At 44.6% G+C, this 20,923-nt stretch carries 19 protein-coding genes; 8 read left to right on the top strand and 11 right to left on the bottom strand.

Going from position 1 to position 20,923, the window contains the following annotated elements:
* Positions 1-25: 25 nt before the first annotated feature.
* The 3 genes from galK to AMBT_RS17080 all read right to left on the bottom strand — a co-directional run bounded on the left by galK (position 26) and on the right by AMBT_RS17080 (position 3,431).
* Positions 26-1,165 carry a galactokinase gene (galK, locus tag AMBT_RS17070; RefSeq protein ID WP_013785895.1) on the bottom strand — a complete coding sequence of 380 codons (1,140 nt, stop codon included), beginning with the start codon at positions 1,163-1,165 and terminating at the stop codon, positions 26-28.
* Positions 1,158-2,213, bottom strand: a complete 1,056-nt coding sequence (locus tag AMBT_RS17075) for a UDP-glucose--hexose-1-phosphate uridylyltransferase (protein WP_013785896.1) — start codon at positions 2,211-2,213, stop codon at positions 1,158-1,160. The genes galK and AMBT_RS17075 overlap by 8 nt, the downstream gene beginning before the upstream one ends.
* 201 nt (positions 2,214-2,414) lie before the next feature.
* Entirely contained in the window at positions 2,415-3,431 is a 1,017-nt protein-coding gene (locus AMBT_RS17080; RefSeq protein ID WP_013785897.1) for an aldose epimerase family protein, read from the bottom strand.
* 284 nt (positions 3,432-3,715) lie between these two features.
* Between AMBT_RS17080 and AMBT_RS17085 the strand changes: the two genes are divergently transcribed.
* Positions 3,716-4,717, top strand: coding sequence for a LacI family DNA-binding transcriptional regulator (locus AMBT_RS17085; RefSeq protein WP_013785898.1), 1,002 nt, complete (start codon positions 3,716-3,718; stop codon positions 4,715-4,717).
* A gap of 371 nt (positions 4,718-5,088) precedes the next feature.
* Here the strand turns inward: AMBT_RS17085 and AMBT_RS17090 are convergent, their stop codons facing one another.
* Genes AMBT_RS17090 through AMBT_RS17100 form a run of 3 tightly spaced genes read right to left on the bottom strand, consistent with a single transcriptional unit; the run spans position 5,089 to position 7,967 of the window.
* Positions 5,089-5,949 (bottom strand): alpha/beta hydrolase family protein, encoded by an 861-nt coding sequence (locus AMBT_RS17090; RefSeq protein ID WP_013785899.1) that lies wholly within the window; start codon positions 5,947-5,949, stop codon positions 5,089-5,091.
* A gap of 29 nt (positions 5,950-5,978) precedes the next feature.
* Positions 5,979-6,572, bottom strand: a complete 594-nt coding sequence (locus AMBT_RS17095) for an HAD family hydrolase (RefSeq protein WP_013785900.1) — start codon at positions 6,570-6,572, stop codon at positions 5,979-5,981.
* Between the two features lie 54 nt (positions 6,573-6,626).
* A complete protein-coding gene (locus AMBT_RS17100; protein WP_013785901.1) occupies positions 6,627-7,967 on the bottom strand; it encodes an MFS transporter in 1,341 nt (446 codons plus the stop codon).
* Positions 7,968-8,178: 211 nt separating this feature from the next.
* On the opposite strand from AMBT_RS17100, the gene uvrA reads away from it, so the two are divergent.
* Positions 8,179-11,013 carry an excinuclease ABC subunit UvrA gene (gene uvrA / locus AMBT_RS17105; RefSeq protein WP_013785902.1) on the top strand — a complete coding sequence of 945 codons (2,835 nt, stop codon included), beginning with the start codon at positions 8,179-8,181 and terminating at the stop codon, positions 11,011-11,013.
* 115 nt (positions 11,014-11,128) lie between these two features.
* Here the strand turns inward: uvrA and AMBT_RS17110 are convergent, their stop codons facing one another.
* A complete protein-coding gene (locus AMBT_RS17110; RefSeq protein ID WP_013785903.1) occupies positions 11,129-12,628 on the bottom strand; it encodes an Hsp70 family protein in 1,500 nt (499 codons plus the stop codon).
* A gap of 169 nt (positions 12,629-12,797) precedes the next feature.
* Between AMBT_RS17110 and AMBT_RS17115 the strand changes: the two genes are divergently transcribed.
* Together AMBT_RS17115 and AMBT_RS17120 are read left to right on the top strand one after the other, a co-directional pair.
* The gene (locus AMBT_RS17115) at positions 12,798-13,232 is read left to right on the top strand and encodes an acyl-CoA thioesterase (protein ID WP_013785904.1); all 435 of its coding nucleotides are present in this window, start codon (positions 12,798-12,800) and stop codon (positions 13,230-13,232) included.
* Positions 13,225-13,926: a 2OG-Fe(II) oxygenase gene (locus tag AMBT_RS17120; RefSeq protein ID WP_013785905.1), complete on the top strand. Its 702-nt coding sequence runs from the start codon at positions 13,225-13,227 to the stop codon at positions 13,924-13,926. Before AMBT_RS17115 ends, AMBT_RS17120 begins: the two co-directional genes overlap by 8 nt.
* Positions 13,927-14,019: 93 nt before the next feature.
* On the opposite strand, the gene AMBT_RS17125 is transcribed toward AMBT_RS17120, so the two are convergent.
* The 3 genes from AMBT_RS17125 to AMBT_RS17135 all read right to left on the bottom strand — a co-directional run bounded on the left by AMBT_RS17125 (position 14,020) and on the right by AMBT_RS17135 (position 16,224).
* The gene (locus AMBT_RS17125) at positions 14,020-14,490 is read right to left on the bottom strand and encodes a DUF3299 domain-containing protein (RefSeq protein WP_041453090.1); all 471 of its coding nucleotides are present in this window, start codon (positions 14,488-14,490) and stop codon (positions 14,020-14,022) included.
* 107 nt (positions 14,491-14,597) lie between these two features.
* Positions 14,598-15,128 carry an inorganic diphosphatase gene (gene ppa, locus AMBT_RS17130; RefSeq protein WP_013785907.1) on the bottom strand — a complete coding sequence of 177 codons (531 nt, stop codon included), beginning with the start codon at positions 15,126-15,128 and terminating at the stop codon, positions 14,598-14,600.
* Between the two features lie 118 nt (positions 15,129-15,246).
* The gene (locus AMBT_RS17135; protein ID WP_013785908.1) at positions 15,247-16,224 is read right to left on the bottom strand and encodes a class 1 fructose-bisphosphatase; all 978 of its coding nucleotides are present in this window, start codon (positions 16,222-16,224) and stop codon (positions 15,247-15,249) included.
* Between the two features lie 274 nt (positions 16,225-16,498).
* Between AMBT_RS17135 and mpl the strand changes: the two genes are divergently transcribed.
* The 3 genes from mpl (at position 16,499) to AMBT_RS17150 (ending at position 19,392) form a co-directional block, all read left to right on the top strand.
* Positions 16,499-17,881 carry a UDP-N-acetylmuramate:L-alanyl-gamma-D-glutamyl-meso-diaminopimelate ligase gene (gene mpl / locus AMBT_RS17140; protein WP_013785909.1) on the top strand — a complete coding sequence of 461 codons (1,383 nt, stop codon included), beginning with the start codon at positions 16,499-16,501 and terminating at the stop codon, positions 17,879-17,881.
* Entirely contained in the window at positions 17,878-18,513 is a 636-nt protein-coding gene (locus tag AMBT_RS17145) for a flavin prenyltransferase UbiX (protein WP_013785910.1), read from the top strand. The genes mpl and AMBT_RS17145 overlap by 4 nt, the downstream gene beginning before the upstream one ends.
* 78 nt (positions 18,514-18,591) lie before the next feature.
* Positions 18,592-19,392 (top strand): S1/P1 nuclease, encoded by an 801-nt coding sequence (locus tag AMBT_RS17150; RefSeq protein ID WP_013785911.1) that lies wholly within the window; start codon positions 18,592-18,594, stop codon positions 19,390-19,392.
* A 168-nt stretch (positions 19,393-19,560) separates the two neighbouring features.
* Here AMBT_RS17150 and rraA read toward each other — a convergent pair whose 3' ends face one another.
* On the bottom strand, positions 19,561-20,046 hold the full coding sequence (gene rraA / locus AMBT_RS17155; protein ID WP_013785912.1) for a ribonuclease E activity regulator RraA: 486 nt from the start codon (positions 20,044-20,046) through the stop codon (positions 19,561-19,563).
* A 358-nt stretch (positions 20,047-20,404) separates the two neighbouring features.
* Between rraA and AMBT_RS17160 the strand changes: the two genes are divergently transcribed.
* Positions 20,405-20,923 (top strand): phosphatase PAP2 family protein, encoded by a 519-nt coding sequence (locus tag AMBT_RS17160; RefSeq protein ID WP_013785913.1) that lies wholly within the window; start codon positions 20,405-20,407, stop codon positions 20,921-20,923.

Genomic DNA, 20,923 nt, shown 5'->3' on the forward strand with positions numbered 1-20,923 from the left:
GAATCTTGTGTATTACATATAATGTTTAAGCAAATGCACCTTGAGTGGCAGTGCATACATATATATCAGCTTTGTAGCCAGTCTCGTCAAAGTACTTATCAGCAACCACTTGCTTAACCGCATCGACAGAATCAGTTGGAACTAACGCCACGACGCAGCCACCAAAACCACCGCCCGTCATGCGAACGCCACCGGTTTCACCTAATACTTCACCAATAATTTCAACAAGGTAGTCAATGGGCGGTACGGTAATTTCAAAGTCGTCGCGCATAGAAACATGCGACTCTGCCATCGCCTCACTCACCGTAGTGATATCACCTACCTTCAACGCTTCACTTGCACTTAATGTACGCGCATTTTCAGTAATAATATGACGGGCCCGGCGATAAACCACTTCAGGCATATGGGGCTTAGCGGTTTCCAGCATTTCTATCGTTGCTTCACGTAACGACGGAACGCTTAATAACGACGCGCCTTGCTCACACTGTTCACGACGCAAATTGTATTCGCTGTCTACCAAACCGCGTTTTACATTTGAGTTAATGATCACAATCTGATGTGATGATGGCAGTGGAGAATGTTCAATCGCCAGTGATTGGCAATCAAGCAACATTGCACTTCCTTCGTGCCCCATTGCCGATACCAATTGATCCATAATGCCGCACGAACAACCCACAAAGGTGTTTTCAGCTTTCTGACCAAGTAAGGCCGCTTGAACACCGTCTAGCGGTAATTCATATAGTGCGCTAAGGGCTTTCAAAATAGCGATTTCAAAAGAAGCAGATGAGCTTAAACCCGCGCCTTGTGGCACGTTGCCTGTAACAACAAGATTAGCACCAGAAAAATCAGGTAAGGCATCCTTAAGCACTTTAACTACGCCACGCACATAATTCGCCCAGCCTTGATTGTCGTCATACTGAATATCGTTAAGTGAAAACTGATTTTGCTGATTTTCATAATCAAGCGCTGTCACTACAATATCGTTGTCATCACGTTTGGATGCAGCAACCCACGTACCAAAGTTAATGGCGGCTGGAAACACAAATCCTTCGTTGTAGTCGGTATGCTCACCGATTAGGTTCACTCGACCTGGCGCGTGGGCAATAAGCGTAGGCTCTGTGCCGAAACAACGTGTAAATTCTGATGAAAGTAACTGGTTATCCATTGGTGTTCTCGCGTTTCTTATAGTGCACTACAGGCAGTGCTTTTAATCGGTCTGCAGCTTGCTCGGGCGTAAGATCGCGCTGAGCTTCAGCCATCATTTCGTAGCCAACCATAAATTTACGTACACTTGCTGAGCGTAAAAGTGGCGGGAAGAAATGGGCGTGTACAGTCCATTCTGGGTGCGTTTCGTTATCGAACGGCGCACTATGCCAGCCCATTGAATAAGGGAATGATGTTTCAAATAAATTGTCGTAGCGACTGGTAATATCACCAATAATTTGCGCCAACGAGTAAGATTGCGCATCGGTTATTTTATCTAATGACTGTACGTTAAAGCGCGGAAGCAATAAGGTTTCAAAAGGCCAAGCTGCCCAGTATGGTACTACTACAACCCAGTCATCGTTTTGACAAACTACTCGCTCTTGCTTTTCCACTTCTTGTTCGGCGTAATCGAGCAACATAGGGCGTTGGTTTTCTGCATAGTATTGACCTAGTTGAACCAGCTTTTTAGCTGGGTCTGAAGGTAAATGCTGCTGCGCCCAAACTTGCCCGTGAGGATGCGGGTTTGAACACCCCATTGCAGAGCCCTTATTTTCAAAAACCTGAACCCAGGTAAACTCTTCGCCCAGTTCTTTGGTTTGTGCTTTCCAACAATTCACCACATCGGCACGTTCATCGTCGGTAAGCTCCGGCAACGTTTTGCTGTGATCGGGAGAGAAGCAGATAACACGGCTGCAACCTTGCTCGGTTTCAAACTGGAACAACCCACTTTTTTCACTGGCTTGTTCTGTATCTTTTTTCAATGCGGCAAAGTCATTTTCAAAAACGAATGTGCCCGTGTAGCTTGGGTTCACTTCACCGTTTACCCGCGTATTTCCTGGGCATAAGTAGCAAGTGGGATCGTATGAGGGCTTTTGCTCGTTCGAAGGCTCTTCAGATTGTCCTTGCCAAGGGCGCTTAGCGCGATGTGGCGACACTAAAACCCATTCACCTAGTAGTGGGTTATAACGGCGATGTGGGTCGTCAGTTGGGTCGAAGGGCTTTCCCATAATTTCTCTCACTATTTATTTGGCTTTCGTTGAAATTTTGCCACACCGTCACCAAACAAATTTTGTGTGAATGGGTGTAATCAAACCAAAAGGTTAAACGTTTACCCTCAATGATATATTAAGGGCTCGCGATTATCAATTATCGAATAAAGATAATACATTGTTAAATAAATTAACAATTAAAGTGTACTCTCTATTCGTTTAAATCAGCTTAAATTGATACCGAATTTCAGCGGTAAAAGGTTTATCGGGATAAATAATGCAATCAGGAAACTGTGGCTTATTCGGTGCATCGGGGAAGTGCTGAGGCTCTAAACATAATGCGCCAAGCTGACTGTCAGTTTGTAGACTTCCAGTGTAAAACTGAATACCCGGTAAGTCGGTATATAAATCCATTTGTAGGTGTGTATCTTCAGCAAAAACTTGGGCCTGAGGTTTTCCAGCAACCGATTCATTTAATACGAAGTTATGATCGTATCCACCCACTAGATTATACAAATCATGTGATTTCACACTGTTTTCGTTCACCCGCGTTAGTTCACTAAAGTCGAACGGCGTGTCTGTAACCTCTACAAGGCTGCCTGTTGGCAACAAGGTATTGTCTGCATCGGTAACTTTCTTTGCGTCAATTTGCACGAAGGTGCTTCCCACTGTCTTATCTTTACTTAACGTAAAATAAGCATGTTGGGTGAGACTGAAAGGGGTCGCTTTGTCTGTGGTAGCATTTAATGACAACGATAACGTATTAGCATCATCTAAGGTATAAATAGCCTCAACGTTTACGTTGCCAGGAAAACCTCCCTCGCCATCGGGGCTACTTAAGCTTAAAGACAACGAAACACTGTCAGCATGCGTTTCTGCTTTAGCCTTCCACATCTTTTTATGGAAACCAGGAATGCCGCCGTGCAAGTTATGTTCACCGCCATTTTTATCTAGATGATACTCCGTACCTTCTAACGTGAACGTTCCATGCCCAATACGGTTGGCAAAACGCCCGACTATTGCATTTCTATAACTGGGGTCGTCCACATAGCCATCAATGGTTGAATAAGACTGCACGCAAGCATGAAGCTTACCTTGGTCATCTGGCACATTTAATTCGTGAATTATGCCGCCATAATTCAAAATTTTTGCCTGCATACCCTGTGAATTACTTAACGTGTAAAGGGTGACATTCTCACCATCAACGACACCAAAATCAGACGCTTCAACTTTCATAACAATGCATTAACCTTTTTTGCAAGAAATGAAGATTACCATTTTTTAATTAACAGGCTGGCACGACCTCAACAGCAAGGAGGGTATACGTTTTCTTACTCCGTTTATAGTGCTAATTCGCACAACATTTTTATGTTTTTTTGTAAATATACTGTACGCTGTACGCCATAACAGAGGATAGTTGCAGCCAATATGGCTAAATTGAGTCGCAAAAGTGCTTACCGGCCAATCTAAACTGCGTGTCTTCACTTCTATAACCTAATAATAATTGCTAATTTTTTTGTATGGCTACGATTAAAGACATTGCTCAGGCTGCAGGTGTATCGCTTGCAACCGTTTCACGCGTTATAAATAACGGCCCTAAAGTTGGCAAAGATACTCGTCAACGGGTTAAGCTCATCATGGAAGAAATGGGTTATAGACCCAATGCTAATGCCAGAGCTTTGGTGACTAAGCGCAGTGCGTCGCTAGGCGTAGTATTAGCTGAACTTCACGACCCTTTTTTCGCTATGCTTGCCCATGGTGTTGAAACCGTTACTCGCAAGAATAACGTTCAAATCCTGTTAAGTGCGGGCTCGATAGAAAAAGAAACCGAACTGCGTGCCATCGAAATTTTGTTGGAACACCGCGTTGAAGCCATGGTGGTTCACAGTAAAGCGTTAGACGATAAAACCCTTATCGACTTTGCTAAGCAAGTACCTGGATTTGTATTAATCAACCGCTATATTCCTGAAATTGCTAATCGCTGCGTTTGGTTAGATAACGTAACCGGTGGACGCCTGATGGCTGAACACGCTATCAATCAAGGACACAAGAATTTGGCGGTCATTAGCAGCCAATACCGCATTGATGATCCTAACCACAGACTAGAAGGCATCGTAAACGCTGTCGAAGCAGCCAAGCTTTCCTTACCTGAAAGCATGATTGAGTATGCGACCCCAGATCAAGAAGGTGGTGAATTAGCCATGCAGAACTTACTCGCTACTGGCGCTGAATTTACTGCGGTGCTTGCCTATAACGATGCAATGGCCTCTGGGGCAATGACCATGTTACAAGACCATGGCATTGCCGTACCCGAGCAAGTGTCGGTGATGGGCTATGATGATGTGTTGTTAGCTAAATATTGTCGCCCTAAATTGACAACCTTACGTTACCCCATAGAAATGATGGCAGCAAAAGCGGCAGAACTTGCACTGAAATACGCTGCTGGGGCTAAACCTGAAGAAGGCCTCACCTTTAAATACACGCCCACTATCGTTAAACGTGACTCGGTTGTACGGGTCTAGCACGCTGTTTTCTTGACTTGGTATGTGGTTAGGTTCTTACCTTTATAAATAGGTAAAAATTATGAAGGTAAGACACTATCTGTTAGAAAATTTCATGGATGACAGATCTTGACAACTTACTGAGCTTGATCTGTTAGCGAAAATATTTATCCCCAATCCCCTGCTACTAGCGATCCTTACACCGCTAAAGATCTACTTATCAACCGATCTAAAATAAACTTGCTACAGCCCTTGATTTAATTGAGCTAACGTGATCTGACCAGTTAGTCTAGGAAGATCACGATCTTATAGTAGATTTATAAACTTAGGGAGTTACCAACAACTTGATCCACACTTTATCCACAGGTCTGAAAGTGTGATAAACCTTGATTCTACGGGCTTATATGGCTGATGAACCTTTGATATTCTTCTATCGCAAAGTCGTGTTTCAGCGTGGCGTTATGGGTAGCACCGGGTACCACGCTAATGTACTTTGCATCACTCGCGGCAGTCGCTAATAACTGCTTGCTGATTTCAAATGGGGTGATGACGTCTTTCTCGCCTACCAATAACCACAATGGGCCTTCGTAATGTCGCAAAATAGGCGCTATTTGCATTAAATGTACTTCAGGGTGAAGTTTCATGCTGGTTAGTGAATTAGAAAACCCAGGCACCATATTGGCAATAAGATCGGATATGTCGTTAAACGCCCCATCGAGCACTAGCCCGCCAATAGGTTTGTTTGCCGCCACATAGCTTGCGAAATAGCTGCCCACGCCTCTGCCATGCACAATAGTGGGCAGTGACTTATCGAATATACCTTCGGCGTAATCAAAAACAGTTAATGCATCGGCTTTAATCGCATTAATGCTGAGCTTTTCAGATTTCTCACTGGCACCCACACCTTGGTAATCCATCCAAAGAATATTCGCTGGAATCTTACCTAAGCGATGCAACACGCTGTTGTTTTCACTCACCGGCATACGGTTATCGGCGTAAAAAACAATATTCACCACAGGTTCAGCATACGACACCGCTACACCTCTTAAGGTGAGGCCTTGCTCATTATCAATTTCTACGCGAGTAATCCCAGCTGAAGTTTTGTCTTGCTCGATGGCGGCATGTAGCTTTGTGGTAGTCAGTGGTTTTATTTGGTTGTCTTGATGAAAAAAAGCGCTTGGGGTTACATTAATCGCGCAGGCGGCCAAGCCCAATGACATAACAGCCACAGTGAATATTTTTGAAAATGTCATATCACAATCCTTGTTGACTACGTGTTTGCTTACACCAATGAATTTACTATCTTACCGTCTTTTACCATAACACATGTCATTCCTGCATCTAACGCTGCCCGTTGACCCATTTCAGTATCTTCAAATACTACACAATCTTCTGGCGCAACATGCATTGCTTCTGCAGCCATTAGGAAGGTTTCTGGGTGGGGTTTGCCGTTTTTGACATCATCGGCGGTGACCAATACTTTCAATTGATCGATAATATTATGATGACTTAATAACCACTCAGCATGTTGTCTGTCAGAGCCGGTGCCCACAGAAATTGGATGACTTTTAATGTAATGGTTAAATACGGCGAGGGTATCTGGAATTAACATAGGGATATCGGGTAACTTTTCTGAGGCACGCTTTTTAAAACCTGCCACTTCTTCGACATCGTTTTGTATATTGTATTTAGCATTCAACATCTCGACGGTCTCGAGTGTTGGTACGCCGCCTAAACTGTGGATGTAATTGGCATCAAAAGGGTAGCCGAATACTTCACAAGTCACTTGCCACGCATTGATATGTCTGCCCATTGAATCGACTAGGGTGCCATCCATATCAAAAATAATGCCTTTAAAAGACGATAAATCTATCACGGTCGCACTCCTTACGTTCGTTATTCTAGGCAATGAAAGCCAATATGTTTTCTACTAAGCGCTATCAATTACCGCTCTAGCTTGGGTAGCATCGAAATCTCGATTTACTTTTAAATATACCGTGCCATTTTGACTATTTAAAGTCACCTCTAAAACACCTGGAACCAAAGAAATATTTTTCTCTAACGCGTTTTGCTGCTGTTCAGTAAAGCTACCGTTCATCATGACACGCTTAACGCGGCTTACTTCCTTAAGCCCCCAAATAATATACAGCCAAATCAACGTGCTTACCGCCCCAATCATATAGGCAATATCAGGTGTCCAAATATCGGTCACAAAGCCAGATAACATGCCACCTAAAAAAGCGCCGAAGAACTGGAAGCTAGCATAAATCCCCATGGCAGTGCCTTTTTGACCCGCTGGCGCGATACTGGAAACAAGAGAAGGAAAGTTCGCTTCTAAATAGTTAAACCCAGTGAAAAACAGTACAACAGCTGCTGTAGTTACCCACCAGCTATGGTCTTTCATGGCAAGGGCTGCAAACGCACTGCCCATCAGCACCACGGCGAAAAATAGAAAGGATTTCGGCGTGCGACCTCGGGCCATTCCCATCATTATGACTAGCCCCACCACAGAAATACCTAATACCGGTAAATACACGGTCCAATGGGTATCAAGGGCCATGTCGAAATGCAGTAACGTTAAGGGAAGTTGTACAAATAGCAAAGTGATAAGCATGTGCAAAATAAGCACACTGACGTTTAAACGCCAAAGCTGTGAAGAGAACACCAAGCGTTTAAGTTGACCCTTTTGGGGTAACGTATCGCCGCTACTGAGTATTTCACCGTTTGGCACAACCCATTGCACTAGAGGCATACAAACAATAGCTAACATACCGGTAATAGCGAAAATACCAGCTAAACCCCAATTGTTAGCAATTAATGGCCCTAGCAACACAGCCATATAAAAAGAAAAACCAATAGCAATACCGATGATAGCCAATACCTTTGCCCGCTGGCTTTCACGGCTAACGTCGGTGGCTAATGCCATAATCGCACCAGCGATAGCGCCTGCTCCTTGCAATATACGCCCAACGATAAGCCAGGCCATGGTATCAGCGTTAGCCGCCACGAAGCTACCGAACGCAAATACAGCCAATCCGAACAAAATAACGGGCTTGCGACCCCATTTATCAGACATCATACCCATTGGAATTTGCAAAGCAGCCTGTGTTAAACCGTATCCACCCACCGCTAACCCCACCATTAGTGGCGAGTAATCTGAATAATCCATAGCAGCGACGGCTAATACCGGCATCACCATAAATAATCCCAGCATGCGAAGTACATAAACAGATGCAAGCGCTAGCGAGGCGCGCAATTCCAAAGCGTTCAAAGCTGTACCGTTCCTCTAAATCAGTCTGACAGATAGTGTGGGCGCGAAGTGTAGCATATATTGATAAGCTGCCCACGTTCGCAATAATCGATTAATGTAATCTTAAGGTGATCTCATTGATAGCCAATCAGTATAACTTGATCATGCAATGCAATATCAATTTGCTTGACGACTATGGCATACTGATTCTTTTTTTCGCACTTAGGCTTCAATGGATAAAATCGAGATACGCGGTGCTCGCACCCACAATTTGAAAAATATCGATTTAACACTGCCCCGAGACAAGCTGGTAGTGATAACTGGGCTTTCAGGCTCAGGTAAATCGTCTTTAGCATTCGATACCCTATACGCAGAAGGCCAACGTCGTTACGTTGAGTCGTTGTCTGCGTATGCTCGTCAGTTTTTGTCTATGATGGAAAAACCTGATGTTGATCATATAGAAGGTTTGTCGCCAGCTATATCCATTGAGCAAAAATCAACGTCGCATAACCCGCGTTCTACTGTGGGTACTATTACCGAAATTTACGATTACCTTCGTTTGATGTTTGCCCGTGTTGGCACGCCACGATGCCCTGACCACGATGTGCCGCTAGACGCACAAACCGTGAGCCAGATGGTAGATAAGGTGCTGGCAATGCCAGAAGGCAGCAAGTTAATGCTGCTGGCGCCTATCGTGAAAGAACGTAAAGGTGAACATTTAAAAACCCTGCAGAATTTGTCTGCCCAAGGTTTTATTCGAGCGCGAATAGATGGCGATGTATGTGACCTGTCCGATCCACCGCCGTTAGATTTACATAAAAAGCATACTATCGAAGTGGTAGTAGACCGCTTTAAAGTGCGTGACGACCTTGCATTGCGTTTATCTGAATCATTTGAAACCGCATTAGCGTTGGCTGGTGGGAATGCGCTTGTAGCCGACATGGACAATAGCGATGCTGAAGAAATTGTATTTTCAGCTAACTTCGCCTGCCCACACTGTGGTTACAGTATTAGTGAATTAGAGCCTAGATTGTTCTCGTTCAACAACCCTGCCGGGGCGTGCCCAACCTGTGATGGTTTAGGCACAAGACAGTTTTTCGACCCAACACGTGTGGTGGGTAACGACGAGTTAAGTCTTGCAGGCGGTGCGGTTCGTGGTTGGGACAAACGTAGCTATTACTATTTCCAGATGCTGCAATCGGTTGCCGACCATTACGAATTCGACCTTACAGGCCCCTTTGGCGAGTTAGACGATAAGCACAAAGACATCGTGTTGTATGGCTCTAAAGGTAAGTCGTTAGCGTTTAAATACATTAACGAACGCGGCGATGTGATGGAGCGTAAGCACCCGTTTGAAGGCATTATTCCGAATATGGAGCGCCGCTATCGGGAAACTGAGTCTAACGCGGTGCGTGAAGAGCTTGCTAAATATCTAAGCCAGCAGCATTGCAGCAGCTGTAACGGCACACGCCTGCGTGTAGAAGCCCGTAATGTGTTTATTGAAGGCACGACTCTGCCCACCATTGCAGAAAAATCGATTGCTGATGCCTATGATTTTTTCGAAAATTTATCGCTAACAGGCCAGAAAGCGCAAATTGCAGAGAAAATTCTAAAAGAAATTCTCGACCGTTTACGCTTTTTGGTTAACGTTGGTTTGAACTACTTATCCCTTTCGCGCAGCGCCGATACTTTGTCAGGCGGTGAAGCACAGCGTATTCGCCTTGCTAGCCAAATTGGTGCTGGGCTAGTTGGCGTAATGTATGTTCTTGATGAACCCTCTATTGGGCTTCACCAAAGAGACAACGAACGCTTATTGAAAACCCTAAGACACTTGCGTGATTTAGGTAACACGGTATTGGTGGTTGAGCATGATGAAGACGCCATTCGTGAAGCCGATTATATCGTGGATATTGGCCCTGGAGCCGGTGTACATGGCGGAGAGATTATTGCCGAAGGTCAGCTTGAAGACATTCTAGCAAGTGAAGACTCACTTACTGGAAAGTACTTATCTGGCCGTGAAAAAATAGTTATACCTGAAGTTCGCACCCCCATTAAAGATGATAAATGGTTGGAATTAAAAGGCGCCACAGGTAACAACTTGAAGTCGGTAGACTTGCGAGTGCCTATGGGCGTGATGACCTGCGTAACCGGGGTTTCTGGTTCAGGTAAATCGACCCTTATTAACGATACGTTCTATAAAATCGCCCACTGCGAATTAAACAAAGCCACTACTTCTGAGCCTGCCCCTTATACCTCAATGACAGGGTTAGATCAGCTCGATAAAGTGGTCGATATTGACCAAAGCCCTATTGGCAGAACGCCCCGTTCTAACCCTGCAACTTACGCTGGAATTTTCACGCCTATTCGTGAAATATTCGCCGGAACGCAGGAAGCGCGCTCTCGCGGTTACAAGCCAGGACGCTTTAGTTTCAACGTGAAAGGCGGTCGTTGTGAAGCGTGTCAGGGCGACGGTGTGATTAAAGTAGAAATGCACTTCTTGCCTGATGTGTACGTGCCCTGCGACGTTTGTATGGGTAAACGCTACAACCGTGAAACCTTAGAAGTAAAATACAAAGACAAAAACATTCATGAAGTGCTAGAAATGACGGTAGAAGATGCTCGAGATTTCTTCGACCCCATTCCGGCCATTGCCCGCAAACTGCAAACCTTAAAAGAAGTAGGTTTGGCTTATATTCGTTTAGGGCAAGCAGCCACGACGTTATCAGGCGGTGAAGCACAGCGGGTTAAGTTAGCCAAGGAATTGTCGAAACGCGATACCGGCCAAACGCTGTATATTTTGGATGAACCCACCACTGGGCTTCACTTCCACGATATCAAACAGTTACTCGCCGTACTGCACCGACTCCGTGACCATGGCAACACAGTGGTAGTTATTGAGCACAATCTTGATGTGATTAAAACTGCCGACTGGATCATCGATTTGGGCCCAGAAGGTGGTTCAGGTGGTGGTCAAATTATTGCTGAAGGTACGCCTGAGTTGGTGGCTGAATCTACAGTGTCTCATACCGGCCGCTTCTTAAAGCCGATGCTTGAAGCACAAGCCTAAGCTTACGAGCATAAAGGCTTAGTATCAAAACAAAAAAACGCGCCATTTCGGCGCGTTTTTTATGTAGTTTCTTATGTAGTTCGGTTAAATACTTAGGTACTTAACTGACCACGCTTTAAAACTTAAATGCCTGAATAGCCAAGCCTTCGCACACCGAGTTAAACGCATCGTTCTCTAACCGAGGCAATCCGGTCAGTAGCTCTTCATACAGTGCGTCGATAATAATAGGCGATAAGCTCATACCACCGGTAACCATTACTACCTCGGGTGCCGCGCTGCTTTTCTCTAAACACTCCACCACTAACGCTTTTACCTTACTTAACCACGGCTTTAATGCGCTTTTTAGGTCTTCGGTACTAATGTTTACATCAAAATCATCTTCAATGTAATGTAGCGGTAAGGTGATCTTGTCTTTGCTAGAAAGCAGTTCTTTTGCCATTCTCACCGAGTTAACCACCCGCGCCGACAATTTGTTTTCTTGTACTAGCAGTAAACGCTCTAATTGTTCTGGGTGCTTGGTTACTGACATGGTTTGAGAAATCTCTAGGCCGTAATCATCAGAGAAGAACCGAGTAAGTGCAGGGATATTATCAACCGCACACATATCTGAATAATAAGTAGGGGGAATAGGCAGGCCATTAATCATTTTAAGCCCCATTCCCATTTCAGGCGCAACCACTTTCAGCAACAAACTCTTATCACAATCCATGCCGCCTAAGCGTCTTCCCGTTACCGATAGCACATCTTGCTTTCTATCCAGTTGGTTATTGCGTTCAGGCGAAAGATTAATACAACAGATGTCTGTGGTACCACCGCCAATATCCACAATAAGCGCGGTGGTATCGCGGGGTAATGTCTGCTCAATTTTATACGCCGCCGCAATGGGCTCATCCAAAAAGTTAATTTTACTAAAGCCGGCGTTAGATGCAGCTTCAGTCATAATCTGAATGGCTTGGGTATTGCCTACTTCACCACGGGTACCGTGAAACTTAACCGGGCGACCTATAACTACCGATGAAACAGGCTTTTCTAATTGGGTTTCGGCACACTGTTTAAAGTAGGCTAGCTGTTTGGCAATAATGCCAATAAATGCCTTTTTCTGGTCACCATCTAAAGATGCACCTAAGAAGTTTTTAGGTGAGTAAATTAGGCGGCCTTTATCAGGCATTTTTAAAAAGCGCTTAAACCCTTCTTCACCGAAGGCAAACTTACCGTGTTCTACTAGTCGCAATAATGGAATTTCTTCCAGCGACATAGCATGCATAAGTTGCTGAATGGCCTTTCGTTGCAACGCTGGTCGGTTATGGTATTCACCACGAAGCGATTCAATGCGGTTGCTATAGCGCGACTGCTCTTTAGGGTCTTTAGCGTCGTAATAGCCCTGCTTGGCTTTGTCTATTTGCTCGTTGATTAAACGCTGCAACTGCGACACTTTAGCTTCCACCATGGCATCGGGCGGAGGCGGCAGTTCATCCTCAAAGTATATAAATACAGACGAGCGAATTTTATTACCCTGTTCAAGTGACGGGTCGAGCTTTATATGTCTATGGGTAGCGCCATCAAAGTACACCACCTCAGAATTTGAGGTACCGTAATCAATCCCAATTGCAGTCATAATTATTGTTTAATCAGAAATTTGGCGCAGATTGTAATTTAAAACCACGCTGGAATCACTTTTCATCTTAATTTCGTTTCCAATGGCCGCTCAGGTTGAGCCAGATTACTGAAAAACCCAATATAGCGTGATAAAGTGAGGACACATCACGATAAAAATAAGAGGCAATATGTCAGTAGCCACTCCATCAGAAATCATTCCTATGGAAATGTCATTCGAAGTTAGGTTTTGTGAGACCGATGCCCTGCAACACGTAAGTAATACCGCATTAGTCAGCTGGTTTGAAGCGGCGCGGGATCCTATCTTCAGAATATTTACGCCGACGATGGATTTACAGAACTGGCCGCTTATTTTAGCAAGCTACAAAGTCGATTTTCTTGCGCAAATTTTTTACGGAAAAACCGTTACCGTAAAAACGTTTATCAGTCGTTTAGGGAACAGTGCGTTCGATGTGTATCAAGAGCTTTGGCAAGACGGGAATCTGTGCTCAACGGGCATTACCACTATGGTACATTTCGATTATCAGCAGCAGCGCTCGGCGCCTATCCCTGACGATATAAAAGCGACATTACAGGCACACTTTAAGGCACTACCTAATGGCTGATTTAATTGACGTTATTGATGATGTTTTATCTCCCGAATTGTGTACCCAACTCATCGCGCGCTTTGAAAAAAGCCCCAACCTCACTCAAGGTAAAACCGGCGGCGGTGTGGATTTAGATAAGAAGCGTAGTGTTGATGTATCTATTTCTCAACAGCCTGAGTTTGCTGACTTGTTTAAGCAGGTCATGCAGTTAACAGGCGAGCAATTGGTGAAGTATATAGAGAAATATTATTACGCGTTGGTAGGCCCAATAGGGTTGACCGTTCGCCATCCAAAAACCGGCGAGCCTGTTAAACTAACCGGTGAAAACTTTGAAGAAGTAGGTAAACCTAACCTTCATAACTTGGTTAATTATCTTTTTCGTATTGGCGACATTAACGCACAACGCTACAGTGCAGGTAATGGCGGTTATCCTTACTGGCATTCAGAGGTTTATCCGCAAGCACCTCATAATGAAGCTTTGCATCGCGTATTACTGTTTATGTTTTATTTGAATGATGTGGAAGATGGTGGGGAAACCGAATTTTATTATCAAGATAAAGCCGTAAAGCCTAAAGCGGGCAGAATGGTGATTGCCCCTGCTTATTTTACCCATACTCACCGTGGGCAAATACCTAAAAGCAACGACAAGTACATTCTAACCTCGTGGCTGCTGTTCAATCGCGCAGAACAGATCTATACACCACAAGGCTAGACCATATTTTTTGCCTATAAGGAGCTTCTTAGTCTATGAGGAGCTTCCCTGCCTATAAAAAGTGCTTGGGCCCGCCTAAACGCTTACGCTGGCCTAAAAAGCACTTACCGCGATACCTTTAAGTCGATACCCTACCGACGCGATATCACCTTTCCACCCTTCAGTGGTAAGTTCGCCAGTTACCCATATCGCGTCGTAAATATTATCAAGAGGAATACCCTCTTCAAACGTCACGTACACAATTTGATTCGACGCAGGCGGCGGTACATGAATACAAGCGCCAAAGTAAGGCACGAGTAAAAATTCAGTTGTGAGTTCAGGCGTGCCTTCAAGGGGCACCACAAAGCCAGGAATTTTTACCCGCTTACCATCAAATTTATCAACTACTGGGGCATCTGGCTGCAACTGTGACATTTCACCATTGTGCTGAACGGCGGGAGGCGCAAGTTCATTAAACCCTTCTGGTACCAAATCTTCCCAATACACTTCAATAGGCTCTTCGTCGCTAAACGCTGAGAACGCCGGAAGTAATATGACTAAGGCTAAACCCAATGCCTTTCCCATGACTTTCAACATAACACTCACTTAAATAAAAAGGTCGCTCTTAAAATAAAAAGGGCCGGTACTTACCAGCACCGACCCTTTTTAGCATGTCTTGTAAGCAGCGTGAATTATTCTGCTTCGAAACGCTTAACGCTTGCGACAATTTCTTCTTTCGCTGCTGCTGAGCCAGCCCAGCCGTCAATCTTAACCCACTTACCAGGTTCAAGATCTTTGTAATGAGAGAAGAAGTGCTCGATTTGCTGTAATAGCAACTCAGGTGCGTCTTCAGTTTCTTGCACTTTACGGTAAATAGTAGAAAGCTTGTCGATTGGCACTGCCAATACTTTAGCGTCTTTACCTGACTCATCAGTCATGTTCAAAACACCAATTGGACGACAACGAATTACTGAACCCGCTAATAGTGGGAACGGCGTCATTACCAATACGTCAACTGGGTCACCGTCTTCAGACAAGGTGTTAGGCACATAACCGTAGTTAGTTGGGTAGTGCATGCAAGTTGCCATGAAACGGTCAACAAACATAGCGCCTGAGTCTTTGTCTACTTCGTATTTTACCGGGTCAGCGTGTGCTGGAATTTCGATAACTACATTCACTTCTTCAGGCAAGTTCTTGCCCGCAGGAATATCATTCAAGCTCATTCTAAGGTCCTTTCAATGATGTTTTAAAAAATGTGGCGCTAAGTATACGGTGACGGCGGCAAAATAAAAACGGTTTAGCGCTAATCACACGCAAAACCGCCTTTATTTAGCAATATTTCTATTCACTTTTACCGTAATAGCTTAAACAGGTTTCAACTTCTTCTTTAGAACCAATAATACATGGTACGCGCTGATGTATTTCTTCCGGCATGACTTCAAGAATTCGCCCTGCACCGGTTTCCGCTTTACCACCGGCTTGTTCCATCAAAAAGGCCATGGGGTTTGCTTCATACAGTAAGCGCAATTTACCTGGCTTAGATGGGTCACGTTTATCGTAGGGGTACATGAAAATACCGCCGCGACATAATAAACGATGAATATCACCGACCATGGCTGCTACCCAACGCATGTTGAAATTTTTCTCACGAGGGCCATCTTTACCTGCAATTAGGTCAGCAATATAGGCTTGCATAGCCGGTTCCCAGTGACGCTGATTTGACGCGTTAATCGAGTATTCAGTGGTTTGCTCTGGCACCTGAATATTAGGGTGAGTAAGTAAGAAACCACCGTGGGTCTTATCTAATGTATAAATATGAGTGCCGCGGCCAGTGGTTAATGCAAGCATGGTAGACGGACCATAAAGTACGTAACCTGCTGCCACAATTTGTGTACCTGGCTGAAGAAATGCTGATGGATCATCAGGCTCCATCCACTGAGGAGCATGAGTGATAGAAAATATAGTACCAATTAAGCTGTTAATTTCGGTGTTCGATGAGCCGTCTAGTGGATCGAAGCTCACCAAATAATTACCATCTGGGTTGCACGGTACAACATCGTCTTCTTCTTCTGAAGAAATGGCTTTTACATAGCCCGACTCACGAAGCGTATCTTTAATGATGTGATTAGAAATTACATCTAACTTCTTTTGCGTTTCACCTTGTACGTTTTCTGACAAGGTAGAACCCAATACGCCAGCAAGGGCACCTTGACTCACTCGGAATGAAATTTCTTTACAGCTCGCTAACAAGGTTCTTATGAGCAGGATCAGCTCTAACGGGGCACCATCTTCTTGCAACTGGGAATTTAAACGTCTCATCTTAGTTAAGCCTTTTTTTAGTGTGTAGGGTATGACAATGGGAGGCGCACAGCTTTCCTTACCGGCTTTCTCTCACATTACCAACAAGCACTGCTTTATATGCTCGTTAATTTGATTGTAACCGTGAATGCACCGAAGTGGAATAAGCCAAGCGCAGGCAATCTACACAACATACCAGTGAAAGCAGGCATTATGCGTAAAAATGCATTATTTAACCTACTGCTGTTCTGATAAAGTAGCCAGTATTCAATGCAGTAAAAAATGAGAATTCGCTATGCATTTACATATTCTAGGTATTTGCGGTAGCTTTATGGGTGGCATCGCAGCCATTGCGAAAGCCTTGGGCCATAAGGTCACAGGCTCAGATACCAACGTGTATCCGCCCATGAGTACCCAACTTGAAGCTCTTGGTATAGAACTTACCGAAGGCTTTAATACTGACCAATTCGATCCAACTCCAGATATGGTCATTATTGGAAATGCGATGTCTCGTGGCAACTCGGCGGTTGAGTACGTGCTAAACAGAAACTTGCCATATACCAGTGGCCCGCAATGGTTGCTTGATAACTTATTAAAAGATAGATGGGTCATTGGTGTATCAGGAACCCACGGCAAAACCACGACCAGCAGCATGGTGGCGTGGATTTTAGAGTACAGCGAATTAAACCCCGGCTACCTTATTGGTGGTGTGCCTGAAAACTTTGGTGTGTCTGCCCGTATTGGAGAAAGCCCGTTTTTTGTCATTGAAGCAGACGAATACGACAGCGCCTTTTTCGATAAGCGCTCTAAGTTTGTGCATTACCGACCTAAAACGCTGGTGATTAATAACTTAGAGTTTGATCATGCTGACATCTTCGCCGACTTAGCCGCCATTCAAACCCAGTTTCACCACCTTGTGCGCATGGTGCCAGAAAATGGCCTGATTCTTACGCCCAACCACACGCCCGCTATTGAGGAAACCCTTAAAAAAGGTTGTTGGACGCCACGCCAATGTCTAGGCAAAGAATGGTCCGCAGAACTTATCAATAAAGATGGTAGCCAGTTTAACGTGCTATTTAACAATGAGATTGTTGGCGCAGTACAGTGGGAACTGCTTGGCCAGCACAATGTGGATAACGCACTCATGGCCATTGCTGCGGCTCATCATGCCGGTGTTACCCTCCACGATGCCATTGCCGCGCTATCAAGTTTTAAAAATGTTAAGCGCCGCATGGAAATAAAAGGCGTAGTGACACTCGCAGCTGAAGGTAAACCCGTGACGGTTTATGATGATTTTGCTCATCACCCCACCGCCATTGCCACCACTATTGATGGACTTCGCAAGAAAGTAGGTAATGCCCGCATACTGGCTGTGCTGGAGCCTCGTTCGAACACCATGAAAATGGGGGTGCATAAGAATACCCTTGCTCACTCTTGGCAGGCCGCCGATGCAGTTTATGTGTATGAACCTCAAGGGCTAGACTGGTCGCTAAAGGAAGCAGCAGCTGCTAGCCCAGCGCCCACCACCGTATTCAATGATGTTGAAAACATTGTAAAAGTATTGCAAAGCGAAGTGCGCCCTGGCGATCATATTCTTATTATGAGTAATGGTGGTTTTGAAGGCATCCACAACCGTGTTTTACGCGTACTTACCCCGTCAATCGAGGTAGAAAAATGAAACATGATAAGCAAATTACCCTAGCTATTACGGGTGCTTCCGGCACACCATACGCACTATCACTATTAACGTCGTTAGTTAAAGCTGACTACCAAGTGTATGTGCTTATTTCTTCTGCCGCTAAAGTGGTGATGGCTACAGAAGAAAATATAAAAATTCCCGCGAGGCCTGAAGACGCCAGTGCTTTTTTCATTGAGCACTGCGGCGGCAAGCCTGGTCAAGTGCAAGTATTTGGAAAAGAAGAGTGGTTTTCACCTGTTGCATCAGGTTCAGCAGCACCGGCCAAAATGGTAGTATGCCCTTGCTCTACGGGCACCCTTTCGTCTATCGCCGTTGGTGCTAGCGACAATTTGATAGAACGGGCAGCCGATGTAGTATTAAAAGAAAGAGGACAGCTTATTCTGGTACCACGAGAAATGCCCCTTTCCTCAATCCATTTGGAAAATATGCTTAAATTGTCACAAATGGGTGCGACAATAATGCCAGCGGCACCTGGTTTTTACCATAATCCTAAGACCATCGAAGATTTGGTCGACTTTGTTGTGGCGCGTATTCTTGATCATCTCGGCGTTGAACAATCTTTAGTGGCACGCTGGGGTTATGAAACCGCTAAACATAGTGGTAACGCTTAGCTAATAGTACATTGCTAATAGAAACAGCCGCTAGAAATAGCGATTTGCAAAATTTAAAAATAGAACAAAGGAAAATTAATGACAGCGTTGAGAAATAGGACTTTCGCCGTTGCGCTAAGCTCACTTATTACGTTATTTGTTTCGTCGCCAGCGTTTGGCTGGGGCCAAACAGGCCATCGGGTTACTGGCGCTATTGCGCAGCAGTATTTAAGCCCCTTGTCTCAAGCTGCTGTAGCAGAACTATTACCAAACAGTTCGCTAGCAGAAGCATCAACTTATGCAGATGAAATGCGCTCAAACCCAAGTGAGTTTTGGCAAAAGATGTCTACCCATTGGCACTATGTAACAGTGCCTCAAGGGAAAAACTATGCTGAAGTTGGTGCGCCTAGACAAGGTGATGCCGTTACCGCACTTGAAGCCTATACAAAAACCTTAAAAAGCGATTCGGCCACTATTGAAGAAAAACGCTTAGCGCTACGTTTTATAGTGCACATTATTGGTGATTTGCACCAACCGCTGCATGCGGGTGATGGCAGCGATCGCGGCGGTAACGATGTAAAAGTAAATTTCTTTTGGCAGAACTCTAATTTACATCGGGTGTGGGACTCTCAAATGCTAGAGCAACGTAAGCTGTCTTATACAGAATGGACAACATGGCTTACAGAACACATTACACCGGATGACATTCGTAGCTGGGCAACCACAGATCCGTTAGTGTGGATTGAAGAAAGCACTAAACTCCGTGATGAAGTCTACCCTGAAGATGCCAACAACATGAGTTATGACTACTTATATCAGCATCTTCCAACGGCTAAGCAGCGTTTACAAATGGCTGGTATTCGACTTGCCATGTACTTAAACGAAACGTTTGATAAGTAATTACCAATACATACCGCAGAGGGTTCTGCTAGCGGCTATTGGTAGTTGCTGAATCCTGAGCACAAAAAAGCGGAGGCACTTTATTCAGCTGTCTCCGCTTTTTGTTGTCTTAAACCTGCGTATTTAAGCAATAATTCTCAAACGTCGCTAAGAAGCTAGTATCAAAGCTTAGTCGATATCGAGAGGTTCAGGTGAAAGAATAACACCCGTGCTATCAGCATAAAGGTGATCTTCTGGCAGAAAGGTAACGCCACCAAAATTAACCGGTACGTCAACATCGCCAATGCTTTCACATTCAGCGTTAACAGGTATTGCCGCCACCGCTAATACGCCAATATCCATTTCGGCCAAGTTATCCACTTCACGTACACTGCCGTAGCACACAATGCCTTCCCAGTCGTTATCTATTGCTACTTGAGCAAGGGCTGCATCGAATAAGGCACGACGTGTAGAACCACCACCATCAATTAGCAGTACTTTACCTGCACCAGGTTGAGCCAATACACGGTCAATAAGACCACGGTCTTCGAAACACTTAATCGTGGTGATTTCGCCACCAAAAGAATAACGGCCGCCAAAGCTTGCAAAGATAGGGTCAACTACGTCGACGCTGTCTGCAAATAAATCGCACAATTCAGAAGTGTTGTAATCCATTGCTCTACCTTACTTTAATTGAGAGTAGTAGGTTATTTACCTTGTTCTAGCATAGCATTAATTTAGTCGTTGAAAACGCCTGATTTATGAAGTTTCAGGGAAACAGCAACAACCTTTCCACTAAATAGACTGCCACTCTTATTAGCAAAGACATTTTCACCTACTTAGCACGTAACTTGCTTACCTTTTTATAAAAGACTAACTCGCTAGCACACCGCACCTAATAGAAGTTAATACGTGCAGAACAGCCTGACCAACGAACCTTTTCATCTGTCATAAAGGTTTCTTTTTTCTGTCACTGGTTGGTCACAGAATGCTTTTAAATTGTTCAATAATCAATCGAAAGGGGGCAAGGCTAATGCTTCTTAAATCCTTGACCAAATACGATACAAATTTGTTCTATCGCTTATACAGTCTTACCGTAAAACGAGATTGTCGCAGTATCATCTGGTTATCAAAAACCGGAGATGGATACCTTTACTTGTTCATTGGCGCCTTATTATGGGCTTTTGAACCCGAGCATGGCGAACTTTTCCTCTACACAGCGCTGATGGCATATGCGCTGGAATTACCTATCTATGTGCTGCTTAAGAAAATGTTCAAGCGCCCGCGCCCTTGTGATTTTCTATTGGATTTAACAGCACATGTTACGCCATCCGATAAATTCTCTCTGCCCTCTGGGCATACTGCTGCGGCTTGCTTAATGGCAAGTATTGTAGCGCATTACTATCCACCATTCGCGGTACTGGCATACAGTTGGGCAGCCCTTATTGGCCTGTCTCGCGTCTTGCTAGGCGTGCACTACCCATCAGATGTAGTCGCAGGTATGTTACTTGGTATCACTATCGCATCGTTGAGTATTTCCATACTGGGGTAA

The organism is Alteromonas naphthalenivorans (genome assembly GCF_000213655.1).
In the GTDB taxonomy this organism is placed as follows: Bacteria; Pseudomonadota; Gammaproteobacteria; order Enterobacterales; family Alteromonadaceae; genus Alteromonas; species Alteromonas naphthalenivorans.